We start from the raw sequence: 18393 nt of genomic DNA, 5'->3' as shown, positions 1-18393 counted from the left end.
GTTGGGAAGAATGGTGGGCGCGCACGGACTCGAACCGTGGACCCGCTGATTAAGAGTCAGCTGCTCTACCAACTGAGCTACGCGCCCACGGGTCACCAGAACAGGGCTCTCCCTGTCAGGGAAGCCGCTGTTTAGCGGATCGGTTCGGGGCTGTCCATAGGCTGACTGACAGAAATGCGCGAAAGGTTTCGTCGTGCATGGCGGCACCCCGGATGGTGCCATTGCGGCCCGTGACGCCTTTCGGGGATACTGCGCGCCACGATGGTGGAATGGCGCGGGGAGGTGCCGGGTATGCAGGACCTGATCGACGATCTGGAGCGGCGCAGGCGGGAGAGTCTGGAGCTGGGCGGTGCGGACAAGGTGGCGCGGCAGCGCAAGGCGGGCAAGCAGACGGCGCGGGAGCGGGTGGCGATGCTGTTCGATCGCGGCAGCGTGTTCGAGGAGATCGGCCAGCTTGCAACCCATGCGGCGACCATCGTGACCCCGACCAAGAACAAGATCACCCCGGCGGATGGCGTCGTCACCGGCTTCGGGCAGGTCGACGGGCGCACCGTCGGCGTGGTGTCGGAGGATTTCACGGTGCTGGGCGGCTCGCTGGGGCTGATCAACTTCGAGAAGAAGTGCCGCATGATCGAACTGGTGGAGCGGGACCGGGTGCCGCTGGTCTGGCTGTTTGACGGCGCAGGCGCGCGCACCGATGAATATGTCGGCCAGGGGCTGGCCCCGATGCATCACTTCATGCAGGTGGCGCGGCTGTCGGGGCAGTCGCCCCAGGTCGCGGCAGTGATGGGACCGAGCGCCGGAGATTCATCGCTGCTGGCGGCGATGATGGAATTCATCGTCATGGTGCGCGGCACGTCGATGCTGGCAGCCGGCGGGCCGCCGCTGGTCGCCTCCGGCACCGGCGAGAGCGTGTCGAAGGAGGATCTTGGGGGTGCCGACCTGCACTGTGCCATCTCCGGCGTCGGCGACAATGCGGTGGATACGGAGGAGGAGGCGATCAGCATGCTGCGCCGCTATCTCTCCTACATGCCCACCAACGCCTGGAGCTGGCCGCCGGACGCACCGGTGACCGATGATCCGAACCGGGCCGAGCCGTCGCTGCGCACCGTGATCCCGGAGAACCGTCGGCGGCCCTATGACATGAAGCGGGTGATCGATGCTGTCGTGGATCGGGACAGCTTCCTGGAGATCAAGCCGGCCTTCGCAAAGATGATGATCACCGGTCTGGCGCGGCTGAACGGTCACCCGGTCGGCATCTGCGCCAACCAGCCGAAGGTCATGTCAGGCGCGATCACCGCGGCGGCGGGGGAGAAGCTGCGGCATTTCATGGACCTCTGCAGTGCCTATCACCTGCCGCTGGTGTTTCTGACCGACACGCCCGGCGTCATGACCGGCCCGAAGTCGGAGCAGGAGGGGGCGCTGCGCGTCGGCATGCAGGTGGCCCACAGCTTCGCCTTCGCCAATACGCCGATCCTGACCCTGGTGACGCACAAGGGCTTCGGCTACGGCGGTGCGGCGATGGGCGGCTATGGCGGGGGGCAGTCGGTGGTGCTGGCCTGGCCGACGGCGGACTTCAACGCCATTCCGCTGGAAAGCGGCATCACGGCGGCCTATCGCGCCGATCTGGAGGCCGCGGCGGACCCGGCGGCACGGCACGCGGAGCTTGTGGCGGAATATACCGACCTCTGCGGTGCGGTCCCGGCGGCGGGCCAGATGAAGATCGACGATGTCATCGATCCCCTGGAAACCCGCCCGAGGCTGATCGCGGCCCTGGAACGGGCGCTCAACCGGCGCACGGAAGCGCCGTCCCCGACCCAGCGCCACGGCGTGTTGCCCTGAAACAAAAAGTGCTCGACTGATTTCGCATTGAATGAAGAGGGCGGCACCGTTCGGGTGCCGCCCTTCGTAGTTCAGCCCTGCCTTGATGTGGTCAGAACTTGCGGGTTTCGCCCGGTTGCATGACGATCACGTTGGTGGGCGCATTGCCCAGCACCTCAATGAGCTTCTCCGGCGTGCCCTTCAGTGGCGGGAAGGTGCCATAATGCATCGGCACCACGTTCGGCGTGCGCAGCAGTTCCTTGATGGCGTAGGCGGCATGCTGCGGGCCCATGGTGAAGTGACCGCCGATGGGCAGCAGGGCCAGGTCCGGCTTGTAGTACTTGCCGATGAAGGCCATGTCGCCGAACACGCCGGTGTCACCCGCGTGATAGATCCTGTAGCCGTTTTCCAGCCGCACGATGTAGCCCGACGGCTCGCCGCCCGGCAGAACCTGCGTCTTGCCGGAAATCGGGTCCTTCCAGCTGACGGACGAGGAATGTTCGGCATGGGTCATGGTGATGGTGATGCCATCGCCGATGGGGCGGATCGGGCCGGACTTGTTGAAGCGGATCAGCTTCTTCGGATCCATCGCGCCGATGCTGTTGTAGGTCGATCCCATGTCGGCGTTCATCGCCACCAGCGCGCCGGTCATCTCCGCCAGCTTGAAGGTGTCTCCCACGTGGTCGCCATGGCCGTGGGTGACGAGGATCAGGTCAACCGGGCCAATGGCTGCCAGGTCCTTCATGTCGTCCGGTGTCTTCGGGTTCCGGGTAATGAAGGGATCGATCATGATCACCTTGCCGCCCGGAGACACGATCTTGAACGCGGCCTGTCCGAACCACTGTACGGACACATCCGCCGCCTGCACCGCCGACGCAGCGAGCGCGCCGACCGCGACCGTGGCAACCGCGGCCACGCGCATCAGGAAATCGCTGATCTCAGTCCCCCTTCTGATTGCGATGTTAACCAATCGTCTCCTGTTTACGTCGGGTGAACCAGAGTGGATCTCAACTGATCACGCAAACTCGACCAGCAGGTCCTTGGCGTCCACCTGCGTGCCTGCGCCTGCGGTGACGGTCTTGATCTCGCCGTCGCGTTCGGCGCGGATGGCGGTCTCCATCTTCATGGCCTCGATGGTGAGCAACAGGTCACCGGCCTGCACCTTCTGCCCGGTCTCCACGGCAACGGTGGCGACCATGCCGGGCATGGGGGCCGCGACGTGATTGGCATTCCCGGGTTCCGCCTTCGGGTGAGAGACGGCGGTGGCGGCGGCGTGACGGTCGCGGACCTTGATGCGGCGGGGCTGGCCGTTCAGTTCGAAGAAGACGCGGGCAATGCCTTCCTCATCGGCTTCCCCGACGGCCAGGCAGCGGATCACCAGTGTCTTGCCGGCCTCGATCTCCACCGAGACTTCCTCGCCGGGTTCCAGGCCGTAGAAGAAGACCGGGGTGGGCAGGCGATCAACGGGGCCGAACTCGGCCTGGAAGGCAGCGAAGTCGGCAAAGACCTTCGGATACATCAGCCAGGACTGGAATTCTTCCGCCGTGATCTCGCGTCCCGCATCAGTCTCCGCCTGCTGGTGCAGGGCGGCGAAATCGGCGGGCGGAACCGACTTGCCGGGGCGGTCGGTCAGCGGCTTCTCGCCGCCCAGGACCTTGGCCTGCAACGCGGCGGGAAAGCCGTTCGGCGGCTGGCCCAGGTCGCCATGGAAGAAGGAGACGACCGAGTCGGGGAAGGAGATCGGCTTGTCCGGGTTCTCCACATCGGCGCGGGTGTGCCCGGCGGAGACCATGGACAGGGCCATGTCGCCCACCACCTTTGACGACGGCGTCACCTTCACGATGTCGCCGAACATCAGGTTCACGTCGGCATAGGTGCGTGCCACCTCATGCCAGCGTTCCTCCAGCCCCAGCGACCGGGCCTGTTCCTTCAGGTTGGTGAACTGGCCGCCGGGCATCTCGTGCAGATAGACCTCCGATGCACCGAAGCGCAGATCACTCTCGAAGGCCCGGTACTCGCGCCGCACCGCCTCCCAGTAGTCGGAGAAGGCGCGGATGGTGGCATTCTGCAGCCCCGTCTCCCGCTCCGTATGGCGCAGCGCCTCGACGATGGAGCCGAGGTTGGGCTGGCTGGTCAGACCGGAGAAGGAGTCCATGGCCATGTCGGCGGCATCCACCCCGGCCTCCGCCGCCGCCAGGATGCTGGAGGAGGCGATGCCGGAAGTGTCATGGGTGTGGAAGTGGATCGGCAGGCCAGTCTCTTCCTTCAGGGCCTTCACCAGAACCCGTGCCTGCGCCGGTTTCAGCAGCCCGGCCATGTCCTTGATGCCCAGGATATGGGTGCCGGCAGCCTTCAGTTCCCGCGCCATCCTGACGTAATAGTCCAGGTCATAGCGGGCGCGGTCGGGGTCGAAGATATCGCCCGTGTAGCAGACCACGGCCTCGCAGAGCCGGCCGGACTCATTCACCGCGTCAATGGCGACGCGCATGTTCTCGACCCAGTTCAGGCTGTCGAAGACGCGGAAGACATCGACACCGCTTTCCGCCGCCTGGCGCACGAAACCCTGCACCACATTGTCCGGATAGACCGTGTAGCCGACCCCGTTGGCGCCGCGCAGCAGCATCTGGAACAGCACGTTCGGGATGCGCGCCCGCAGGTCCGACAGCCGCGTCCAGGGGCATTCGCGCAGGAACCGCATCGACACGTCGAAGGTCGCGCCGCCCCAGCACTCGATGGAGAACAGATCGGACAGGTTGCGGGCATAGGCGTCCGCCACCTGCACCATGTCGAAACTGCGCATCCGGGTGGCCAGCAGCGACTGGTGCGCGTCGCGCATGGTCGTGTCGGTGACCAGCAGGCGCTTCTCCGCCAGCATCCAGTCGGCGAACTTCTCCGGCCCCAGTTCGTTCAGCAGGTCGCGGGTACCCTTCGGCGGCGTTTCCACCTGCCATTCCGGCACCTTCGGCTTGGGTGCCACGGGGGGCAGGGCGCGGCCCTTGACCTCCGGATTGCCATTGACGGTGACGTCGGCGATGAAGCCCAGCAACTTGGTCGCGCGGTCCTTGCGGGCGGCGAACTCGAACAGTTCCGGCGTCTCGTCGATGAACTTGGTGGTGTAGTCGTTGGCGATGAATTTCGGGTGGTTGATCAGGTTCTCGACGAAGGCGAGGTTGGTCGCCACGCCCCGGATGCGGAACTCCCTCAGTGCGCGGTCGAGACGGCGGATCGCCGCCTCCGGCGTCGCCGCCCAGGCGGTGACCTTCTCCAGCAGCGAGTCATAGTAACGGGTGATCACTGCGCCGGAATAGGCCGTGCCGCCGTCCAGCCGGATGCCGAAGCCGGTGGCGCCGCGATAGGCAGTGATGCGGCCATAGTCGGGAATGAAGTTGGCCTCCGGATCCTCCGTCGTGACACGGCACTGCAGGGCATGGCCCCGCAGCCTGATGTCTTCCTGGGCCGGGACGCCGGTCTCCTCCGGATGGCCGATGCGGCCGCCTTCGGCGATGCGGATCTGGGCCTGCACGATGTCGATGCCGGTGACTTCCTCCGTCACCGTATGCTCGACCTGGATGCGGGGATTGACCTCGATGAAATAGAACTCGCCGGTGTCGCGATCCATCAGGAACTCGGCGGTGCCTGCGTTGACATAGCCTTCGGCGCGGGCCAGACGCAGCGCTGCTTCGCAGAGCTCGTTGCGCTGGGCGTCGTCCAGATAGGGCGCGGGGGCGCGTTCAACGACCTTCTGGTTGCGCCGCTGTACGGAGCAGTCCCGTTCGAACAGATGCACTACGGTGCCATGATGGTCGCCCAGCAACTGGACCTCCACATGGCGGGCGCGGCGCACCAGCTTCTCCAGATAGACTTCCCCATTGCCGAAGGCGGCTTCCGCCTCGCGGCGACCGGATGTGACCTCCCCGATCAGGTCCGCCTCCGTCTCGATGGCACGCATGCCGCGTCCGCCGCCGCCCCAACTGGCCTTCAGCATCAGCGGGTAGCCCACTTCGGCCGCCATGCGGGTGATCTCGGCGGCATCCTCCGGCAGCGGACCGGTGGCGGGCACGACGGGTGTTCCCGCGGCAATTGCGGCGTCCCGGGCGGCGACCTTGTTGCCCAGACCGCGCATCACGGCGGGGGAGGGGCCGATGAAGGTGATGTCGTTGGCGGCACAGGCCTCCGCGAAGTCCGGGTTCTCCGACAGGAAGCCATATCCGGGATGCACGGCGTCGCAACCGGCCTTCTTCGCGATGCGGATCATCTCCTCGATCGCCAGATAGGCCTTCACGGGGCCGAGGCCCTCACCGATCAGGTAGCTCTCGTCCGCCTTGAAGCGGTGCAGCGCCAGCTTGTCCTCTTCCGTGTAGACCGCGACGGTACGGATACCAAGTTCGTTCGCGGCCCGCATGACGCGGATCGCGATCTCGGAACGGTTGGCAACCAGCAATTTCCTGATCTTGCGAAACTCGGCCATGGACGGACCCCCTTGCGACTTTGACACACCCCGGACAGCAGTGTGGGCCAAGGGCGCTGGCATGGCAAAGCTGAACTAAAGGGTGACATGCGCCGAAACTGACCATGATCACAATCCGCATGGTTCACTGTCCGGGGTTGCCGGATGGATGGCACAGGTGCAGAAATCCCCGAGCAGCGGTGCAGCAGCAGGAGAACCCCGCCGTGACCGACATTCCGGAATTCGCCAGGGCAGACTATGTCATCGTCGGCGCGGGCAGCGCAGGCGCGGCACTGGCATATCGGCTGAGCGAGAACGGGCGCCACTCCGTCATCGTGCTGGAACATGGCGGCACCGATGCCGGGCCACTGATCCAGATGCCGGCGGCGCTGTCCTACCCGATGAACATGTCCCGCTATGACTGGGGCTATCAGTCGGAGCCGGAGCCGCATCTGGGCGGGCGGCAACTGGCCTGCCCGCGCGGCAAGGTGATCGGCGGCTCCTCTTCGATCAACGGCATGGTCTATGTCCGGGGACATGCGCTGGACTACGAGGGCTGGGCACAGTCCGGCGCGCGCGGCTGGGCCTACCGCGACGTGCTGCCGTACTTCATGCGCATGGAGAGCAATCACGGCGGTCAGGCGGATTGGCGCGGCACCGATGGCCCGCTGCATGTGACGCGCGGGCCACAGAAGAACCCGCTGTTCACCGCCTTCCGGGAGGCCGGGCGTCAGGCCGGCTATCCGGTCACCGCCGACTACAACGGGGAGCAGCAGGAAGGCTTCGGCCCCATGGAGATGACGGTCTGGCGCGGGCGACGCTGGTCGGCGGCCAATGCCTACCTGCGCCCGGCGCTGAAGCGGCCCAACGTACGGCTGGTGCGCGGGCTGGCGCTGCGGGTGGCCTTCGACGGGGCGAAGGCGACCGGTGTGGTGTTCGAACAGGGCGGGCAGCAGAAGGTGCTCTCCGCGACGCGGGAAGTGATCCTGTCCGCGTCCTCCATCAACTCCCCGAAGCTGCTGATGCTGTCCGGCATCGGCCCGGCGGAGCACCTGCGCGAACACGGAATCGACGTGCGTGCCGACCGCCCCGGTGTCGGGCAGAACCTGCAGGATCACCTGGAACTCTATCTGCAGATGACCTGCCTGCAGCCGATCAGCCTCTACAGCCACCTCAACCTGTTCTCGAAGGCGATGATCGGGGCGCAATGGCTGTTCACGAAGACCGGGCATGGGGCGACCAACCACTTCGAGGCCGCAGCCTTCATCCGCTCCGCCGCCGGGGTGCCTTACCCGGATATCCAGTACCATTTCCTGCCGGTCGCCATCCGCTATGACGGCAAGGCCCCGGCCAAGGCGCACGGGTTTCAGGCGCATGTCGGGCCGATGCGGTCGCCGTCGCGCGGGCGGGTGCAACTGACCTCGGCGGATGCGAAGGCCGATCCGTCGATCCTGTTCAACTACATGTCCACGGACAAGGACTGGGCCGATTTCCGCACCTGCATCCGCCTGACGCGGGAGATCTTCGCCCAGCCCGCCTTCGAACCTTTCGCCGGGCCGGAGATCGCGCCGGGGGCGGATGTTCAGGATGATGCCGCGCTGGACGATTTCATTCGGGAGGCGGTGGAGAGTGCCTACCATCCCTGCGGCACCTGTCGCATGGGCGACCCGGAGGACAGCCGCAGCGTGGTGGACCCACAGGGACGCGTGATCGGCGTCGATGCCCTGCGCGTGGTCGACAGCTCCATCTTCCCCCAGATCACCAACGGCAACCTCAACGGCCCGTCGATCATGGTGGGCGAGAAGATGGCCGACGATATCCTCGGCGGTTCCATGCTGACCCCGGACGACCGCACGCCCTGGCTCAACCCGGCGAGGGAGACGAGCCAGCGGTGACTTCGGCGCTGCTTCCCTACCGCCGTCCGAACAGCCGTTCGATGTCGTTCAGGTGCAGTTCGACGTAGGTCGGGCGGCCGTGGTTGCACTGGCCGGAGTGCGGGGTGCGTTCCATCTCGCGCAGCAGGGCGTTCATTTCCTCGGCGTTCAGGCGGCGTCCCGCGCGGACGGAGCCGTGGCAGGCCATGGTGGAGCAGACATCCTGCAGCCGGTCCTTCAGGCCCGTAGCCTGATCGAACTCTGCCAGCTCGTCGGCCAGATCGTTCAGCAGGCCGCGAATGTCGCACTGACCCAGCAGGGCTGGCGTCTCGCGCACGACAATGGCGCCGGGTCCGAACCGTTCCAGAATGAGGCCGAGGGACGCCAGTTCATCCGCCCGGGCGGCGATGCGGTCGGCATCCGTCTCTTCCATCTCGACCACTTCGGGCAGCAGCAGGCCCTGCCGGGCGACACCGTTCTCGTCCAGTTGCCGTTTCATCCGTTCATAGACCAGGCGCTCATGCGCCGCATGCTGGTCCACCAGCACGATGCCATCCATGGTCTGGGCGACGATGTAGGTACCGTGGACCTGCCCACGTGCAACCCCCAGCGGGAAATCCGCTGACGGGGCCGGGGCATCCGCTGCCTGCGTCTCGACGCGGCCCGAGGGGTCGATGAATTCGCGTACTGCCGATTCAGCCACGCCTGACAATCCGCCCTCCGGGCTTTGCCAGGCCGCGAAGGCTTCGCGCGCGGCAGCGCTGTCCTGACGGGGCATGTAGCTGCCGCCACCACCGCCGCGCAGCGGCATGCTGAACCGGGGCGTTTCCGGCTGGGTGCCGGCGCGGAAGGCGCCGAGGGCCTGCCCGGCGACAGTTGTGGAGGCACGATGCCCCGCCGCCGCCAGCACGCTGCGCAGGCCGCCGACGATCAGGCCGCGCACCACACCCGGTTCGCGAAACCGCACCTCAGCCTTCGCCGGGTGGACATTGACGTCCACGAAGGCCGGATCGACCTCCAGGAACAGCACCAGCACGGCGTGCCGCCCGCCGGACAGGAAATCCTGATAGGCACCGCGCACCGCGCCGGTGAACAGCTTGTCCCGCACCGGACGGCCATTGACGAACATGTACTGCTGCGTGGCGTTGCCCCGGTTGTAGGTCGGCACGCCCGCCAGCCCGGTCAGGCGGATACCGTCGCGGTCCGCCTCCACCGGCAGCGCATTCTCGACGAACTCCCGGCCCATGACACGGGCCAGGCGCGCGGCGCGGGCATCCAGCAGTTCGCCCTGTTCCGCCCCGGCCTGGAACGCGGTGCGCTGGTCGTCCTTCAGGGTGAAGCCCACTTCCGGGTGCGCCATGGCCAGCCGCTTGATCATGTCCAGCGTGGCACCGAATTCGGCCCGGTCGGTCTTCAGGAACTTCAGCCGCGCCGGGGTGGCAAAGAACAGGTCCCGCACTTCCACCCGCGTTCCCCGCGCGCGCGAAGACGGCTCGGGGGCCGAAAGCCGCCCGCCATCCACCTGAATGGCCCAGCCGGTGTCGGCATCCTGCCGGCGACTGTCGATGCGCAGGCGCGCCACGGCCCCGATGGAGGGCAGCGCCTCCCCACGGAAGCCGAGATGGCGGATGTCCATCAGGTCGTCATCGGGCAGCTTGGAGGTCGCATGACGCTCGATGGCAAGGCTCAGGTCATCGGCGCTCATGCCGTGGCCGTCGTCATCGACGGAGATCAGGGATCGCCCGCCCTCCCGCAGCACGATCTCGATCCGGCCGGCACCGGCGTCCAGGCTGTTCTCCACCAGTTCCTTGACCGCGCTCGCCGGCCGCTCGATCACTTCACCGGCGGCGATGCGGTTGACGGTGGTCTCCGGCAGTCGGCGAAGCGTGGACATCAACTGGCCGCGACCGAGAGATACTCCCGCGTCAGCCGCTTGCTGGTCTCGACAGCAGGCTGTCCGAACGGATCGACACCCAGCAGGTGCGCGGCAATCACGGTCTCCAGCATGAAATGCATCAGCAGGCCGCCCACCGACTTCTCGTCCAGCCGGGGCAGGCGGATCATGCGCACGGGATGCCCGGTGGCAACCAGCGTCTCCATCGTTGCCCGCGCCTGTGTCTGGACGATGGCCCCCAGGCTCTGGCCGGACAGATAGGCCAGGGCCGGATCGGTCACCAGATCGGGCGCGATGGTCGGGCCGGGATCGGGTTCGGCCACTGTCAGCACCGTGAAACTCTTGTCAGCCGGGCCATCAAGCCAGAGCTGCAACTGGCTGTGCTGGTCGACCGGCCCCAGTGCCGCGACCGGGGTCAGGCCTGTGCCGTCCTTGCCGAGGCTCTCCGCCCAGAGCTGGCGGTGCCACATGGACAGCCGCTCCAGCGAGCCGGCATAGGGCATGATGACCTGCTGGCTGCGGCCCCTGTGCTGCGCCAGACCCACGGCGACCGCAGCACCGGCCACAGGCGGCGCGGCCTCGTCCGTCAGCAGGGATTCGAACAGTTGCGCCGCGCCGCTGCGGACGGCATGTGCGTCCAGCCCGGCGATCATCGCGGGCAGCAGGCCAACCAGCGACAGGACGGAAAACCGGCCACCGACCTTCGGGTCATGATCCAGAACCTCGACGCCGTGGATCTCGCACAGGCGCCGCAGGGCATTGTCGCCGGGTTCGGCGATGGCCATCAGGTGACCGGGAATGGCGCCGGGACTGAGCCGTTTGCGCAACCAGTCCAGCACCACGAGGGTCTGAGCCAGCGTCTCGGTGGTGCCGCCCGACTTGGACACGGAGAGGAAGAAGGTCGTCTCCGGGTCCAGCCCGGCCAGCAACTCTGCGAAGCCGCGTCCGTCCAGGTTGTCGGGCAGGATCAGCCGTGCCCGATCCTCCGGCGCGGCCAGCGCCAGCAGGGTCTGCGCTCCAAGGCTGGAGCCACCTGTGCCCAGCACGACACAATGGCGGTATCTGCCGCGGATCCGGTCCGCGACCGGCACCAGGGCTTCCAGATCGTCGCGCCGACTCGCCAGTCCGAAGCAGGGGAGTTCGCCCGCTGCCAGATCGGCCCGAATCCTCGCCACTGCCGGGGCAGCGTCCACCAGCAACTGTGCGTATGTGCCGGTATCGAGGCCGCTTTCGCCCACGGTCGGCTGCAGGGACGGCTGGACGAAATGCTGGAAGGGAAGGGTCATGGAGATGCTCACCGCCTGATTGGACCGATGCGGACAGAACTGGAAATCGACAGTGCCATGTGCAACCACCGATTCCCCTGTAACGCCAAACATACTACATATCGCCCATGGAACAGATTCTCGCCATCCGTGTCTGGTTGCGTCCGCTCGCCGTCCTGCTGACCGTGGGCGTGTTGTGTGGCTGTGAGATCGTCGATACGGGACCGACCCGCATCGGCGGCGTGTCCTGCGGCTGGTCGGATGCCGGGCCATCCGACCCGGAATATCACCGATGCCGCAGCCGAAACGCCGATGAGGGCGTGCTGATGCGGCGCACGCCCAGTGGTGGTGTGGGCTTCTGAGGCCCTCTGTGGCTTTGACCGTGACGCCGCACTTGCTATAGAGCGCGTCTCCGCCGTGACTGATCAAGGAACCGCGCCATGCGCCAGGCCAGCTATGACCGCCGTACCAAGGAAACCGAGATTTCCGTCGAACTGAATGTCGACGGCACCGGCATCTACACCATCGACACCGGTATCGGCTTTCTGGATCACATGCTGGAACAGCTTTCCCGGCACAGTCTGATCGACCTCACGGTCCGGGCAAAGGGCGACACCCACATCGATTTCCACCACACGGTGGAGGATACCGGTATCGCCATCGGCACGGCCCTGGCGGAGGCGCTGGGCGACCGCGCCGGCATCACCCGCTATGGCTCGGCACTGATCCCGATGGACGAGACGCTGACCCGTGTGGCGCTGGATGTCTCGAACCGGCCCTACCTGATCTGGCGGGTCGGGTTCTCGCGACCGAAGCTGGGGGATTTCGATACCGAACTGTTCAAGGAATGGTTCCAGGCCTTCGCGCAGGCAGGTGGCATCACGCTGCATGTAGAGAACCTGTACGGAGAGAACAACCACCACATAGCGGAGAGCTGCTTCAAGGGGTTGGCGCGGGCGCTGCGCGATGCGCTGGACATCGATCCGCGCAAGTCGGACGCCGTGCCCTCCACCAAGGGCGTGCTGGGCGGCAGCCTGTGAGCATGGCGAAGCGGGCGCGTGCGGCGCGGCGACGGCCATGCTGACGGTCATCGTCGATTACGGATCCGGCAACTTGCATTCGGCTGCGAAGTCGTTCGAGCGGGCAGCGCGCGAACTCGGCTCGGACATCCGCATCGAAGTCTCCGGCGCGCCGGAACGGGTCGCGGCGGCGGATCGGGTGGTGCTGCCGGGGGTCGGGGCCTTTGCCGATTGCCGCGCGGGCCTGAGCGCCATCCCCGGCCTGCGGGAAGCGGTCGAGGAGGCGGCGATCACCCGCGCGCGCCCCTTCTTCGGTATCTGTGTCGGCATGCAGTTGATGGCGGACGCGGGACTGGAGCATGGCCATCACGAAGGGTTTGGCTGGATCGAGGGAACGGTTGACCGGATCACGCCGGCCGATCCGGCGCTGAAGATCCCGCACATGGGCTGGAACGAACTGGTGCTGCGGACGCCGCATCCGGTCTTTGCCGGACTGGGTGAGGGTGCGCACGCCTATTTCGTGCATTCCTATGCCTTCAGGGATGTGGAGCCCGCGCACCGGCTGGCAGAGGTCGATTATGGCGGTCCTGTTGTGGCTGCCGTCGGGCGGGACACCATGATCGGCACCCAGTTTCACCCGGAAAAGAGCCAGGCAGTGGGCCTGCGCCTGATCCGCAACTTCCTTGAATGGGCCCCGTGATGGCCGTGGATCGGAAACCGTCAACGGATATCCAGCAGCTCAAGTCCATCGAGGAGGTGGACCTGCAGGACCTCTGCGACGCCACGGAGGCGGCCATCGTCGATGGCAACGGCTTCGGCTGGCTGACCGTGCCGCGCCGCGCGGTGATGGAGTCCTACTGGAAGGGTGTCGTGCTGATGCCGGAACGGGAGGTCTTTGTGGCCTGGCTGGACGGGCATATCGTCGGCTCGATCCAGTTGCTGCGGCCCTCGCGCCACAATCATGCCCAGGGTCACATCGCGCGCCTCACGACCTTCTTCATCGCCCCCCATGCGCGGGGGTTGGGTCTGGCGCGCGGCCTGCTGCAGATGGCGGAAGATGTGGCGCGCAAGGATGGGTTCGAGCAGATCGACCTGGATGTGCGCGAGACACAGACCGCGGCGATCCAGATCTACGAACAGGGCGGGTTCACCCGCTGGGGCGTGCGGGAGAACTACGCGCTGGTGGGCGAGGACTATGTGACCGGATATTTCTACACCAAGGAACTGGCGCACAGGCGCAAGCCGGGAGCGAAGAAATGAATATCTACCCCGCAATCGACCTGAAGGACGGACGCTGCGTGCGGCTGCTGCAGGGGCGCATGGAAGACTCGACGGAGTTCAATCCCGATCCGGCGGACCAGGCGCGGCGGTTTCGCGATGCCGGTTTCACGCGGCTGCATCTTGTGGATCTGAACGGGGCCTTCGACGGCCGTTCGAGCAATGCCGATGCCGTGCGCGCCGTGCTGGCCGCCACGGATCGCCCGGTGCAGCTTGGTGGTGGCATCAGGGACCGGGCCGCGATCGACGCCTGGCTGGCTGCCGGGGTGGCGCGGGTCATTCTCGGCACCATGGCCCTGCGGGATCCGGAGACGGTCCGCGCTGCCTGCCGGGACTACCCGGAGCGGATCGTGGTGGGCATCGATGCGCGTGGCGGGCAGGTCGCGGTGGAGGGCTGGGCCGAGCAGTCGGAGATGAAGGCGACCGATCTGGCGCTGGCCTTTGCCGACGCCGGGGTGGCCGCCATCGTCTATACCGACATCGACCGCGACGGTGCCCTGCAGGGTGTGAATGTCGAGGCAACGGCGGAGCTGGCGCGTGTCTCCGGTCTGCCGGTCATCGCCTCCGGCGGCGTTGCGGGCATCGACGACATTCACCGGCTGAAGGCGGTGGCCGATGCCGGTATCGAAGGGGTCATCATTGGCCGCGCACTCTATGACGGTCGCATCGACCCTGCGGAAGCGCTGTCCGTGGCGGGGGCCTGACCCATGCTGAAGGCACGCATCATTCCCTGCCTCGACGTGAAGGACGGGCGCGTGGTGAAGGGCATCAACTTCGTCGATCTGCGCGATGCAGGCGATCCGGTGGAGCAGGCGACGGTCTATGATGCCGCCGGGGCCGACGAACTCTGCTTCCTGGACATCACCGCCAGCCACGAGAAGCGCGGTATCCTGTTCGATGTGGTGGCGCGTACGGCGGAACGCTGCTTCATGCCGCTGACGGTCGGCGGTGGTGTGCGCACCAACGACGACGTGCGGCAGTTGCTGCTGGCCGGTGCCGACAAGGTCTCCATCAATACCGCCGCCGTTCACCGCCCGGAGTTCGTGGGGGAGGCGGCGACCAAGTTCGGCAGCCAGTGCATCACAGTCGCCATCGACGCGAAGTCGGTCGGCCCCGACCGCTGGGAGATCTTCACCCATGGCGGGCGGGAGCCGACAGGCATCGATGCCGTCGAATGGGCGCGCCGCATGGAGGGGCTGGGTGCGGGCGAGATCCTGCTGACCTCCATGGACCGTGACGGCGCCAAGATCGGTTTCGACATTGCCCTGACTCGCACGGTGGCAGATGCGGTCGGTATTCCGGTCATTGCCTCGGGTGGTGTCGGAACCCTGGATCACATGGTGGAGGGGGTGCGCGACGGCCATGCCTCGGCCGTCCTCGCCGCCTCGATCTTTCATTTCGGCACCTTTTCGATCCCTGAGACCAAGGCGCACATGGCCGCCGCCGGTGTGCCGGTGCGCCTGCTGGCGGAGGAGGCCACGGCATGAGTGACAGTCCGGACATGCTGCAGCGCCTGTACGCGCTGGCGGAGCAGCGCAAGTCAGCCGACCCGGAGACATCCTACGTCGCGCGGTTGCACGCGAAGGGCACTTCGAAGATCGCGCAGAAGGTCGGTGAGGAAGCGGTGGAGACCGCGCTTGCCGCCGTCAGCGAGGGGCGGGACAAGGTCGTCTCCGAGAGCGCGGACCTGCTGTTTCACCTGACCGTGCTCTGGTCCCACCTTGGCATCGAACCGGGTGAGGTCATGGCCGAACTGGCACGGCGCGAAGGCATTTCCGGTATCGCCGAAAAGGCATCCCGCAAGGAGGACTGAGACCGATGAGCTATGACAACGACAACGTCTTCGCGAAGATCCTGCGCGGCGAACTGCCCTGCAAGAAGGTGCACGAGACCGAGTTCGCGCTGGCGTTCGAGGATATCCAGCCGCAGACGCCGGTACATGTGCTCGTGATCCCGAAGGGTGCCTATGTCGATTTCGAGGATTTCATGGCGAAGGCCCCGGCGGAGGAAATCACCGGCTTCTGGCGCTCCGTCAGTGAAACTGCAGAGGTCGCTGGCGTCGCGGGCGAAGGCTTCCGCCTGACCACCAACAATGGCGCCAGTGCCGGCCAAGTGGTGTTCCACTTCCACGTCCACATCTTCGGCGGTCGCCCGCTGGGCCGGATGGTCCGCAAGGACTGAGCCCTGGATCGCCCTGCGACCCGGGGCCTCGCCCCCCAGGGCCGCGCGGATGCGGTCGCCGGGCAACCGGAACTTAGCGAGCGTTCATGGCACCATAGACGCCCTTGCGAATGACGTTGCGCAGGGTCCGGCGGTTCTGCGGCGACTGCATCATGTAGACAGCGAACATGTCCTGCTGCGGGTCCACGAAGAAGTAGGTGCCGCCCGCGCCGCCCCAGTAATAGTCGCCGAGTGTTCCGGGCAGGATTGCGTCCTGGTCGGAGATGCGCACCGCAACGCCGAGCCCGAAGCCATAGCCCCGGCCGGGGATGTAGTACTTTCCGGGCTTCAGCCCTTCCGAGATGGTGTGGTCGCGGGTCATCAGGGCGACGGTCTCGGGCTTCAGGACACGGACACCGTCCAGTTCCCCGCCGTTCAGTAGCATCTGGGCGAAGCGCGCATAGTCTCCGACCGTGGAGATCAGCCCGCCACCGCCTGACTCGGACGGACGGGGCACGCGCGGATCGTACAGGCTGATGCTGCCGACGATGCCGTCGCGGGGCTTCGGTTCGGCAATGCGCGGATGATCGGCCGGATCAGTCACGACGAAGCCGGTGTCCTGCATCCGCAACGGCTGCAGGACGAGTTCCGCGAGTGCCTGGCTCAGGGGCTTGCCATAGGCAATCTCCACCACCGCGCCGAGCACGTCGGTGGCGCGGCTGTATTCCCATGTCGTGCCGGGCGGGTGCTCCAGCGGCAGGGTGGCGAGATAGGCTGCGGCCTGCACGTTCGACAGGCCCGCGCCGCCTGCTGCCGCGTTCCGATAGGCCTGCCGCACCACGCCCTGCCCGAAGAAGCCGTAGGTCAGGCCGGAGGTGTGGCGCATCAGGTCGCGGATGGTGATCGGACGTTCCGCCGGCACGGTCTCGATCTCGCCGTCACCGTCCAGGCGACCTGTTGCGACGCGGGTGGCGGCGAAGGCGGGAATGAAGTCGCTCAGCGGCTGGTCGAGATCGATCAGGCCGCGCTCCACCAGTGCCAGCGCCGCGACGGAGACGACCGGCTTGGTCATGGAATAGATGCGGAACAGCGTGTCGGCGGTCATCGGCGAGCCATCGGGCGTGCGGCTGCCCAGCAGTCCCAGATGCGCGATCCTGCCGTGGCGCGCGATCAGCACGACCGCCCCGGGGAACGCCCCGTTCCCGATCCGGTCAAGCAATTCACTGTCCAGTGCCGCGAGACCTTCGGGGCTGAAACCCAGTTCACGTGCATCGCCCTCAGGCAGGGATGCGGCCTGCGCCCCGGATGCGAGAAGCGGAAGAAGGAGAAGCAGGGCGAGAAGCGGACGTTTCATGAGCGTGATTCCGTTGGCCTTGAATGACCGCATTCTTTGCGCTCCGCCCCGGTCGCGCAATCGCCAAAGAAAATCCCGGCGCAGGCGGGGCCTGGCCGGGATGATCTGTCTCGACGTCTGAAGCCGGGCTTACTGCGTCAGCGCGGCAAACTGCTTCAGGTGCCAGTCGCGGTTACCGAACATGGTGTCGATCTGCATCAGCCGCTTGTAGTAGTGGCTGATCTTCAGTTCGTCCGTCATGCCCATGCCGCCGTGCATCTGCACCGACTGGGCGCCGATGAAGACGCCGCCCTTGCCGATCTGGGCCTTGGCGGAGGAAGCGGCCTTGCGGCGCTCCTTCTCGTCCTCGTCCAGTTTCAGCGTCACCATGTAGGTCATGGAACGGGACTGCTCCAGCTCGATGAAGCAGTCGACCATGCGGTGCTGCAGCACCTGGAACTTGCCGATGGGCACGCCGAACTGCTTGCGCGTCTTCAGGTACTCGTTGGTCTCGTCCTTCAGCATCTCCATGCAGCCGACAGCCTCGGCACAGAGTGCGGCGATGCCCTGGTCGACGACCTTCTCGATCACCGGCAGCGCGGCACCTTCCGTGCCCAGCAGGGCGTCGGCACCGACCTCGACATTCTCCATCTCGACCTCGGAGGCGCGCAGGCCATCCGCTGTCGGATAGTCACGACGGGTCAGGCCCTTGCAGTTGTTGTCGATGATGAACAGCGAGATGCCGTCCTTGTCACGCACGCCACCGGAGGTGCGGGCGGAAACGATGATCTTGTCTGCGGCAGCGGCACCATAGACGACCGACTTGTGGCCGTTGAGGACATAGCCGTCCCCCTTCTTCTCGGCCGTCGTCGAGACGTCGGCGAGATTGAAGCGCGACGTCGGCTCGGCATAGCCGAAAGCCAGCATGCAGGAGCCTTCGGCCACCGCGCCCAGGATTGCTTCCTTCTGCGCGTCGGTTCCGGCTTCCGCGACCAGGCCCGCGCCCAGGACGACGGTCGGCAGATAGGGTTCGGTCACCAGACCGCGTCCGATGGCTTCCATGACGATCATGGTCTCGACGGGACCGCCGAAGCCGCCATATTCCTCCGGCAGACCAACGGCCAGCCAGCCAAGCTCGGCAAAGGTCTTCCAGTTGTCGCGGCTGAAACCGTCGTCACTGTTGGACGTCTTGCGCCGCTTCTCGAAGTCGTAGTCGTCCAGAACGAACCGGTCGACACTGTCTTTCAGCAGTTGCTGCTCTTCCGAAAGGTTGAAATCCATCGGGCCCTGTATCCTCCCCGC

At 66.3% G+C, this 18393-nt stretch carries 16 protein-coding genes and 1 tRNA gene; 10 read left to right on the top strand and 7 right to left on the bottom strand.

Going from position 1 to position 18393, the window contains the following annotated elements:
• Positions 1-11: 11 nt before the first annotated feature.
• Positions 12-87 (bottom strand) — tRNA-Lys (locus QGV55_RS13125).
• A 204-nt stretch (positions 88-291) separates the two neighbouring features.
• Here QGV55_RS13125 and QGV55_RS13120 point away from each other — a divergent pair.
• Positions 292-1842 carry a carboxyl transferase domain-containing protein gene (locus QGV55_RS13120; protein ID WP_281016338.1) on the top strand — a complete coding sequence of 517 codons (1551 nt, stop codon included), beginning with the start codon at positions 292-294 and terminating at the stop codon, positions 1840-1842.
• 91 nt (positions 1843-1933) lie between these two features.
• Here the strand turns inward: QGV55_RS13120 and QGV55_RS13115 are convergent, their stop codons facing one another.
• Positions 1934-2743, bottom strand: coding sequence for a metal-dependent hydrolase (locus QGV55_RS13115; protein WP_281016339.1), 810 nt, complete (start codon positions 2741-2743; stop codon positions 1934-1936).
• Between the two features lie 93 nt (positions 2744-2836).
• Entirely contained in the window at positions 2837-6289 is a 3453-nt protein-coding gene (gene pyc / locus QGV55_RS13110) for a pyruvate carboxylase (RefSeq protein ID WP_281016340.1), read from the bottom strand.
• 203 nt (positions 6290-6492) lie between these two features.
• Between pyc and betA the strand changes: the two genes are divergently transcribed.
• The gene (gene betA / locus QGV55_RS13105; protein ID WP_281016341.1) at positions 6493-8163 is read left to right on the top strand and encodes a choline dehydrogenase; all 1671 of its coding nucleotides are present in this window, start codon (positions 6493-6495) and stop codon (positions 8161-8163) included.
• Between the two features lie 16 nt (positions 8164-8179).
• Here betA and mutL read toward each other — a convergent pair whose 3' ends face one another.
• Positions 8180-10036, bottom strand: a complete 1857-nt coding sequence (gene mutL / locus QGV55_RS13100) for a DNA mismatch repair endonuclease MutL (protein ID WP_281016342.1) — start codon at positions 10034-10036, stop codon at positions 8180-8182.
• Positions 10036-11322, bottom strand: coding sequence for a hypothetical protein (locus QGV55_RS13095; protein WP_281016343.1), 1287 nt, complete (start codon positions 11320-11322; stop codon positions 10036-10038). Before QGV55_RS13095 ends, mutL begins: the two co-directional genes overlap by 1 nt.
• Positions 11323-11429: 107 nt before the next feature.
• Between QGV55_RS13095 and QGV55_RS13090 the strand changes: the two genes are divergently transcribed.
• The 8 genes from QGV55_RS13090 to QGV55_RS13055 all read left to right on the top strand — a co-directional run bounded on the left by QGV55_RS13090 (position 11430) and on the right by QGV55_RS13055 (position 15779).
• Positions 11430-11663: a hypothetical protein gene (locus QGV55_RS13090; protein ID WP_281016344.1), complete on the top strand. Its 234-nt coding sequence runs from the start codon at positions 11430-11432 to the stop codon at positions 11661-11663.
• 78 nt (positions 11664-11741) lie between these two features.
• Positions 11742-12341, top strand: coding sequence for an imidazoleglycerol-phosphate dehydratase HisB (gene hisB / locus QGV55_RS13085; RefSeq protein ID WP_281016345.1), 600 nt, complete (start codon positions 11742-11744; stop codon positions 12339-12341).
• A 37-nt stretch (positions 12342-12378) separates the two neighbouring features.
• Positions 12379-13020 carry an imidazole glycerol phosphate synthase subunit HisH gene (gene hisH, locus QGV55_RS13080; RefSeq protein WP_281016346.1) on the top strand — a complete coding sequence of 214 codons (642 nt, stop codon included), beginning with the start codon at positions 12379-12381 and terminating at the stop codon, positions 13018-13020.
• On the top strand, positions 13020-13580 hold the full coding sequence (locus tag QGV55_RS13075; RefSeq protein ID WP_281016347.1) for a GNAT family N-acetyltransferase: 561 nt from the start codon (positions 13020-13022) through the stop codon (positions 13578-13580). The genes hisH and QGV55_RS13075 overlap by 1 nt, the downstream gene beginning before the upstream one ends.
• The gene (gene hisA, locus QGV55_RS13070) at positions 13577-14302 is read left to right on the top strand and encodes a 1-(5-phosphoribosyl)-5-[(5-phosphoribosylamino)methylideneamino]imidazole-4-carboxamide isomerase (RefSeq protein WP_281016348.1); all 726 of its coding nucleotides are present in this window, start codon (positions 13577-13579) and stop codon (positions 14300-14302) included. The genes QGV55_RS13075 and hisA overlap by 4 nt, the downstream gene beginning before the upstream one ends.
• Positions 14303-14305: 3 nt before the next feature.
• On the top strand, positions 14306-15085 hold the full coding sequence (hisF, locus tag QGV55_RS13065; protein ID WP_281016349.1) for an imidazole glycerol phosphate synthase subunit HisF: 780 nt from the start codon (positions 14306-14308) through the stop codon (positions 15083-15085).
• Complete coding sequence (locus tag QGV55_RS13060) at positions 15082-15411, top strand: phosphoribosyl-ATP diphosphatase (protein WP_281016350.1); 330 nt, start codon at positions 15082-15084, stop codon at positions 15409-15411. The genes hisF and QGV55_RS13060 overlap by 4 nt, the downstream gene beginning before the upstream one ends.
• Before the next feature lie 5 nt (positions 15412-15416).
• On the top strand, positions 15417-15779 hold the full coding sequence (locus QGV55_RS13055) for an HIT domain-containing protein (RefSeq protein WP_281016351.1): 363 nt from the start codon (positions 15417-15419) through the stop codon (positions 15777-15779).
• Positions 15780-15852: 73 nt separating this feature from the next.
• On the opposite strand, the gene QGV55_RS13050 is transcribed toward QGV55_RS13055, so the two are convergent.
• Both QGV55_RS13050 and QGV55_RS13045 read right to left on the bottom strand, forming a co-directional pair.
• Positions 15853-17112, bottom strand: coding sequence for a serine hydrolase domain-containing protein (locus tag QGV55_RS13050; protein WP_281016352.1), 1260 nt, complete (start codon positions 17110-17112; stop codon positions 15853-15855).
• 129 nt (positions 17113-17241) lie between these two features.
• Positions 17242-18372: an acyl-CoA dehydrogenase gene (locus QGV55_RS13045; RefSeq protein ID WP_281016353.1), complete on the bottom strand. Its 1131-nt coding sequence runs from the start codon at positions 18370-18372 to the stop codon at positions 17242-17244.
• Positions 18373-18393: the final 21 nt, after the last annotated feature.

Source organism: Minwuia sp. IMCC3009 (genome assembly GCF_029909415.1).
Lineage (GTDB): Bacteria > Pseudomonadota > Alphaproteobacteria > Minwuiales > Minwuiaceae > Minwuia.
The sequence above is the reverse complement of the archived record's forward strand: the minus strand, read 5'-3'. Positions and strand labels throughout refer to the sequence as shown.

Excerpts from the sequence above, each read along its gene's own strand:
- QGV55_RS13060 (WP_281016350.1), top strand. The coding sequence starts at position 15,082 with ATGAGTGACAGTCCGGACATGCTGCAGCGCCTGTACGCGCTGGCGGAG.
- hisH (WP_281016346.1), top strand. The coding sequence starts at position 12,379 with ATGCTGACGGTCATCGTCGATTACGGATCCGGCAACTTGCATTCGGCT.
- hisA (WP_281016348.1), top strand. The coding sequence starts at position 13,577 with ATGAATATCTACCCCGCAATCGACCTGAAGGACGGACGCTGCGTGCGG.
- hisB (WP_281016345.1), top strand. The coding sequence starts at position 11,742 with ATGCGCCAGGCCAGCTATGACCGCCGTACCAAGGAAACCGAGATTTCC.
- QGV55_RS13050 (WP_281016352.1), bottom strand. The coding sequence starts at position 17,112 with ATGAAACGTCCGCTTCTCGCCCTGCTTCTCCTTCTTCCGCTTCTCGCA.
- mutL (WP_281016342.1), bottom strand. The coding sequence starts at position 10,036 with ATGTCCACGCTTCGCCGACTGCCGGAGACCACCGTCAACCGCATCGCC.
- QGV55_RS13090 (WP_281016344.1), top strand. The coding sequence starts at position 11,430 with ATGGAACAGATTCTCGCCATCCGTGTCTGGTTGCGTCCGCTCGCCGTC.
- pyc (WP_281016340.1), bottom strand. The coding sequence starts at position 6,289 with ATGGCCGAGTTTCGCAAGATCAGGAAATTGCTGGTTGCCAACCGTTCC.
- QGV55_RS13095 (WP_281016343.1), bottom strand. The coding sequence starts at position 11,322 with ATGACCCTTCCCTTCCAGCATTTCGTCCAGCCGTCCCTGCAGCCGACC.
- QGV55_RS13115 (WP_281016339.1), bottom strand. The coding sequence starts at position 2,743 with ATGCGCGTGGCCGCGGTTGCCACGGTCGCGGTCGGCGCGCTCGCTGCG.
- hisF (WP_281016349.1), top strand. The coding sequence starts at position 14,306 with ATGCTGAAGGCACGCATCATTCCCTGCCTCGACGTGAAGGACGGGCGC.
- QGV55_RS13075 (WP_281016347.1), top strand. The coding sequence starts at position 13,020 with ATGGCCGTGGATCGGAAACCGTCAACGGATATCCAGCAGCTCAAGTCC.
- QGV55_RS13055 (WP_281016351.1), top strand. The coding sequence starts at position 15,417 with ATGAGCTATGACAACGACAACGTCTTCGCGAAGATCCTGCGCGGCGAA.
- QGV55_RS13120 (WP_281016338.1), top strand. The coding sequence starts at position 292 with ATGCAGGACCTGATCGACGATCTGGAGCGGCGCAGGCGGGAGAGTCTG.
- QGV55_RS13045 (WP_281016353.1), bottom strand. The coding sequence starts at position 18,372 with ATGGATTTCAACCTTTCGGAAGAGCAGCAACTGCTGAAAGACAGTGTC.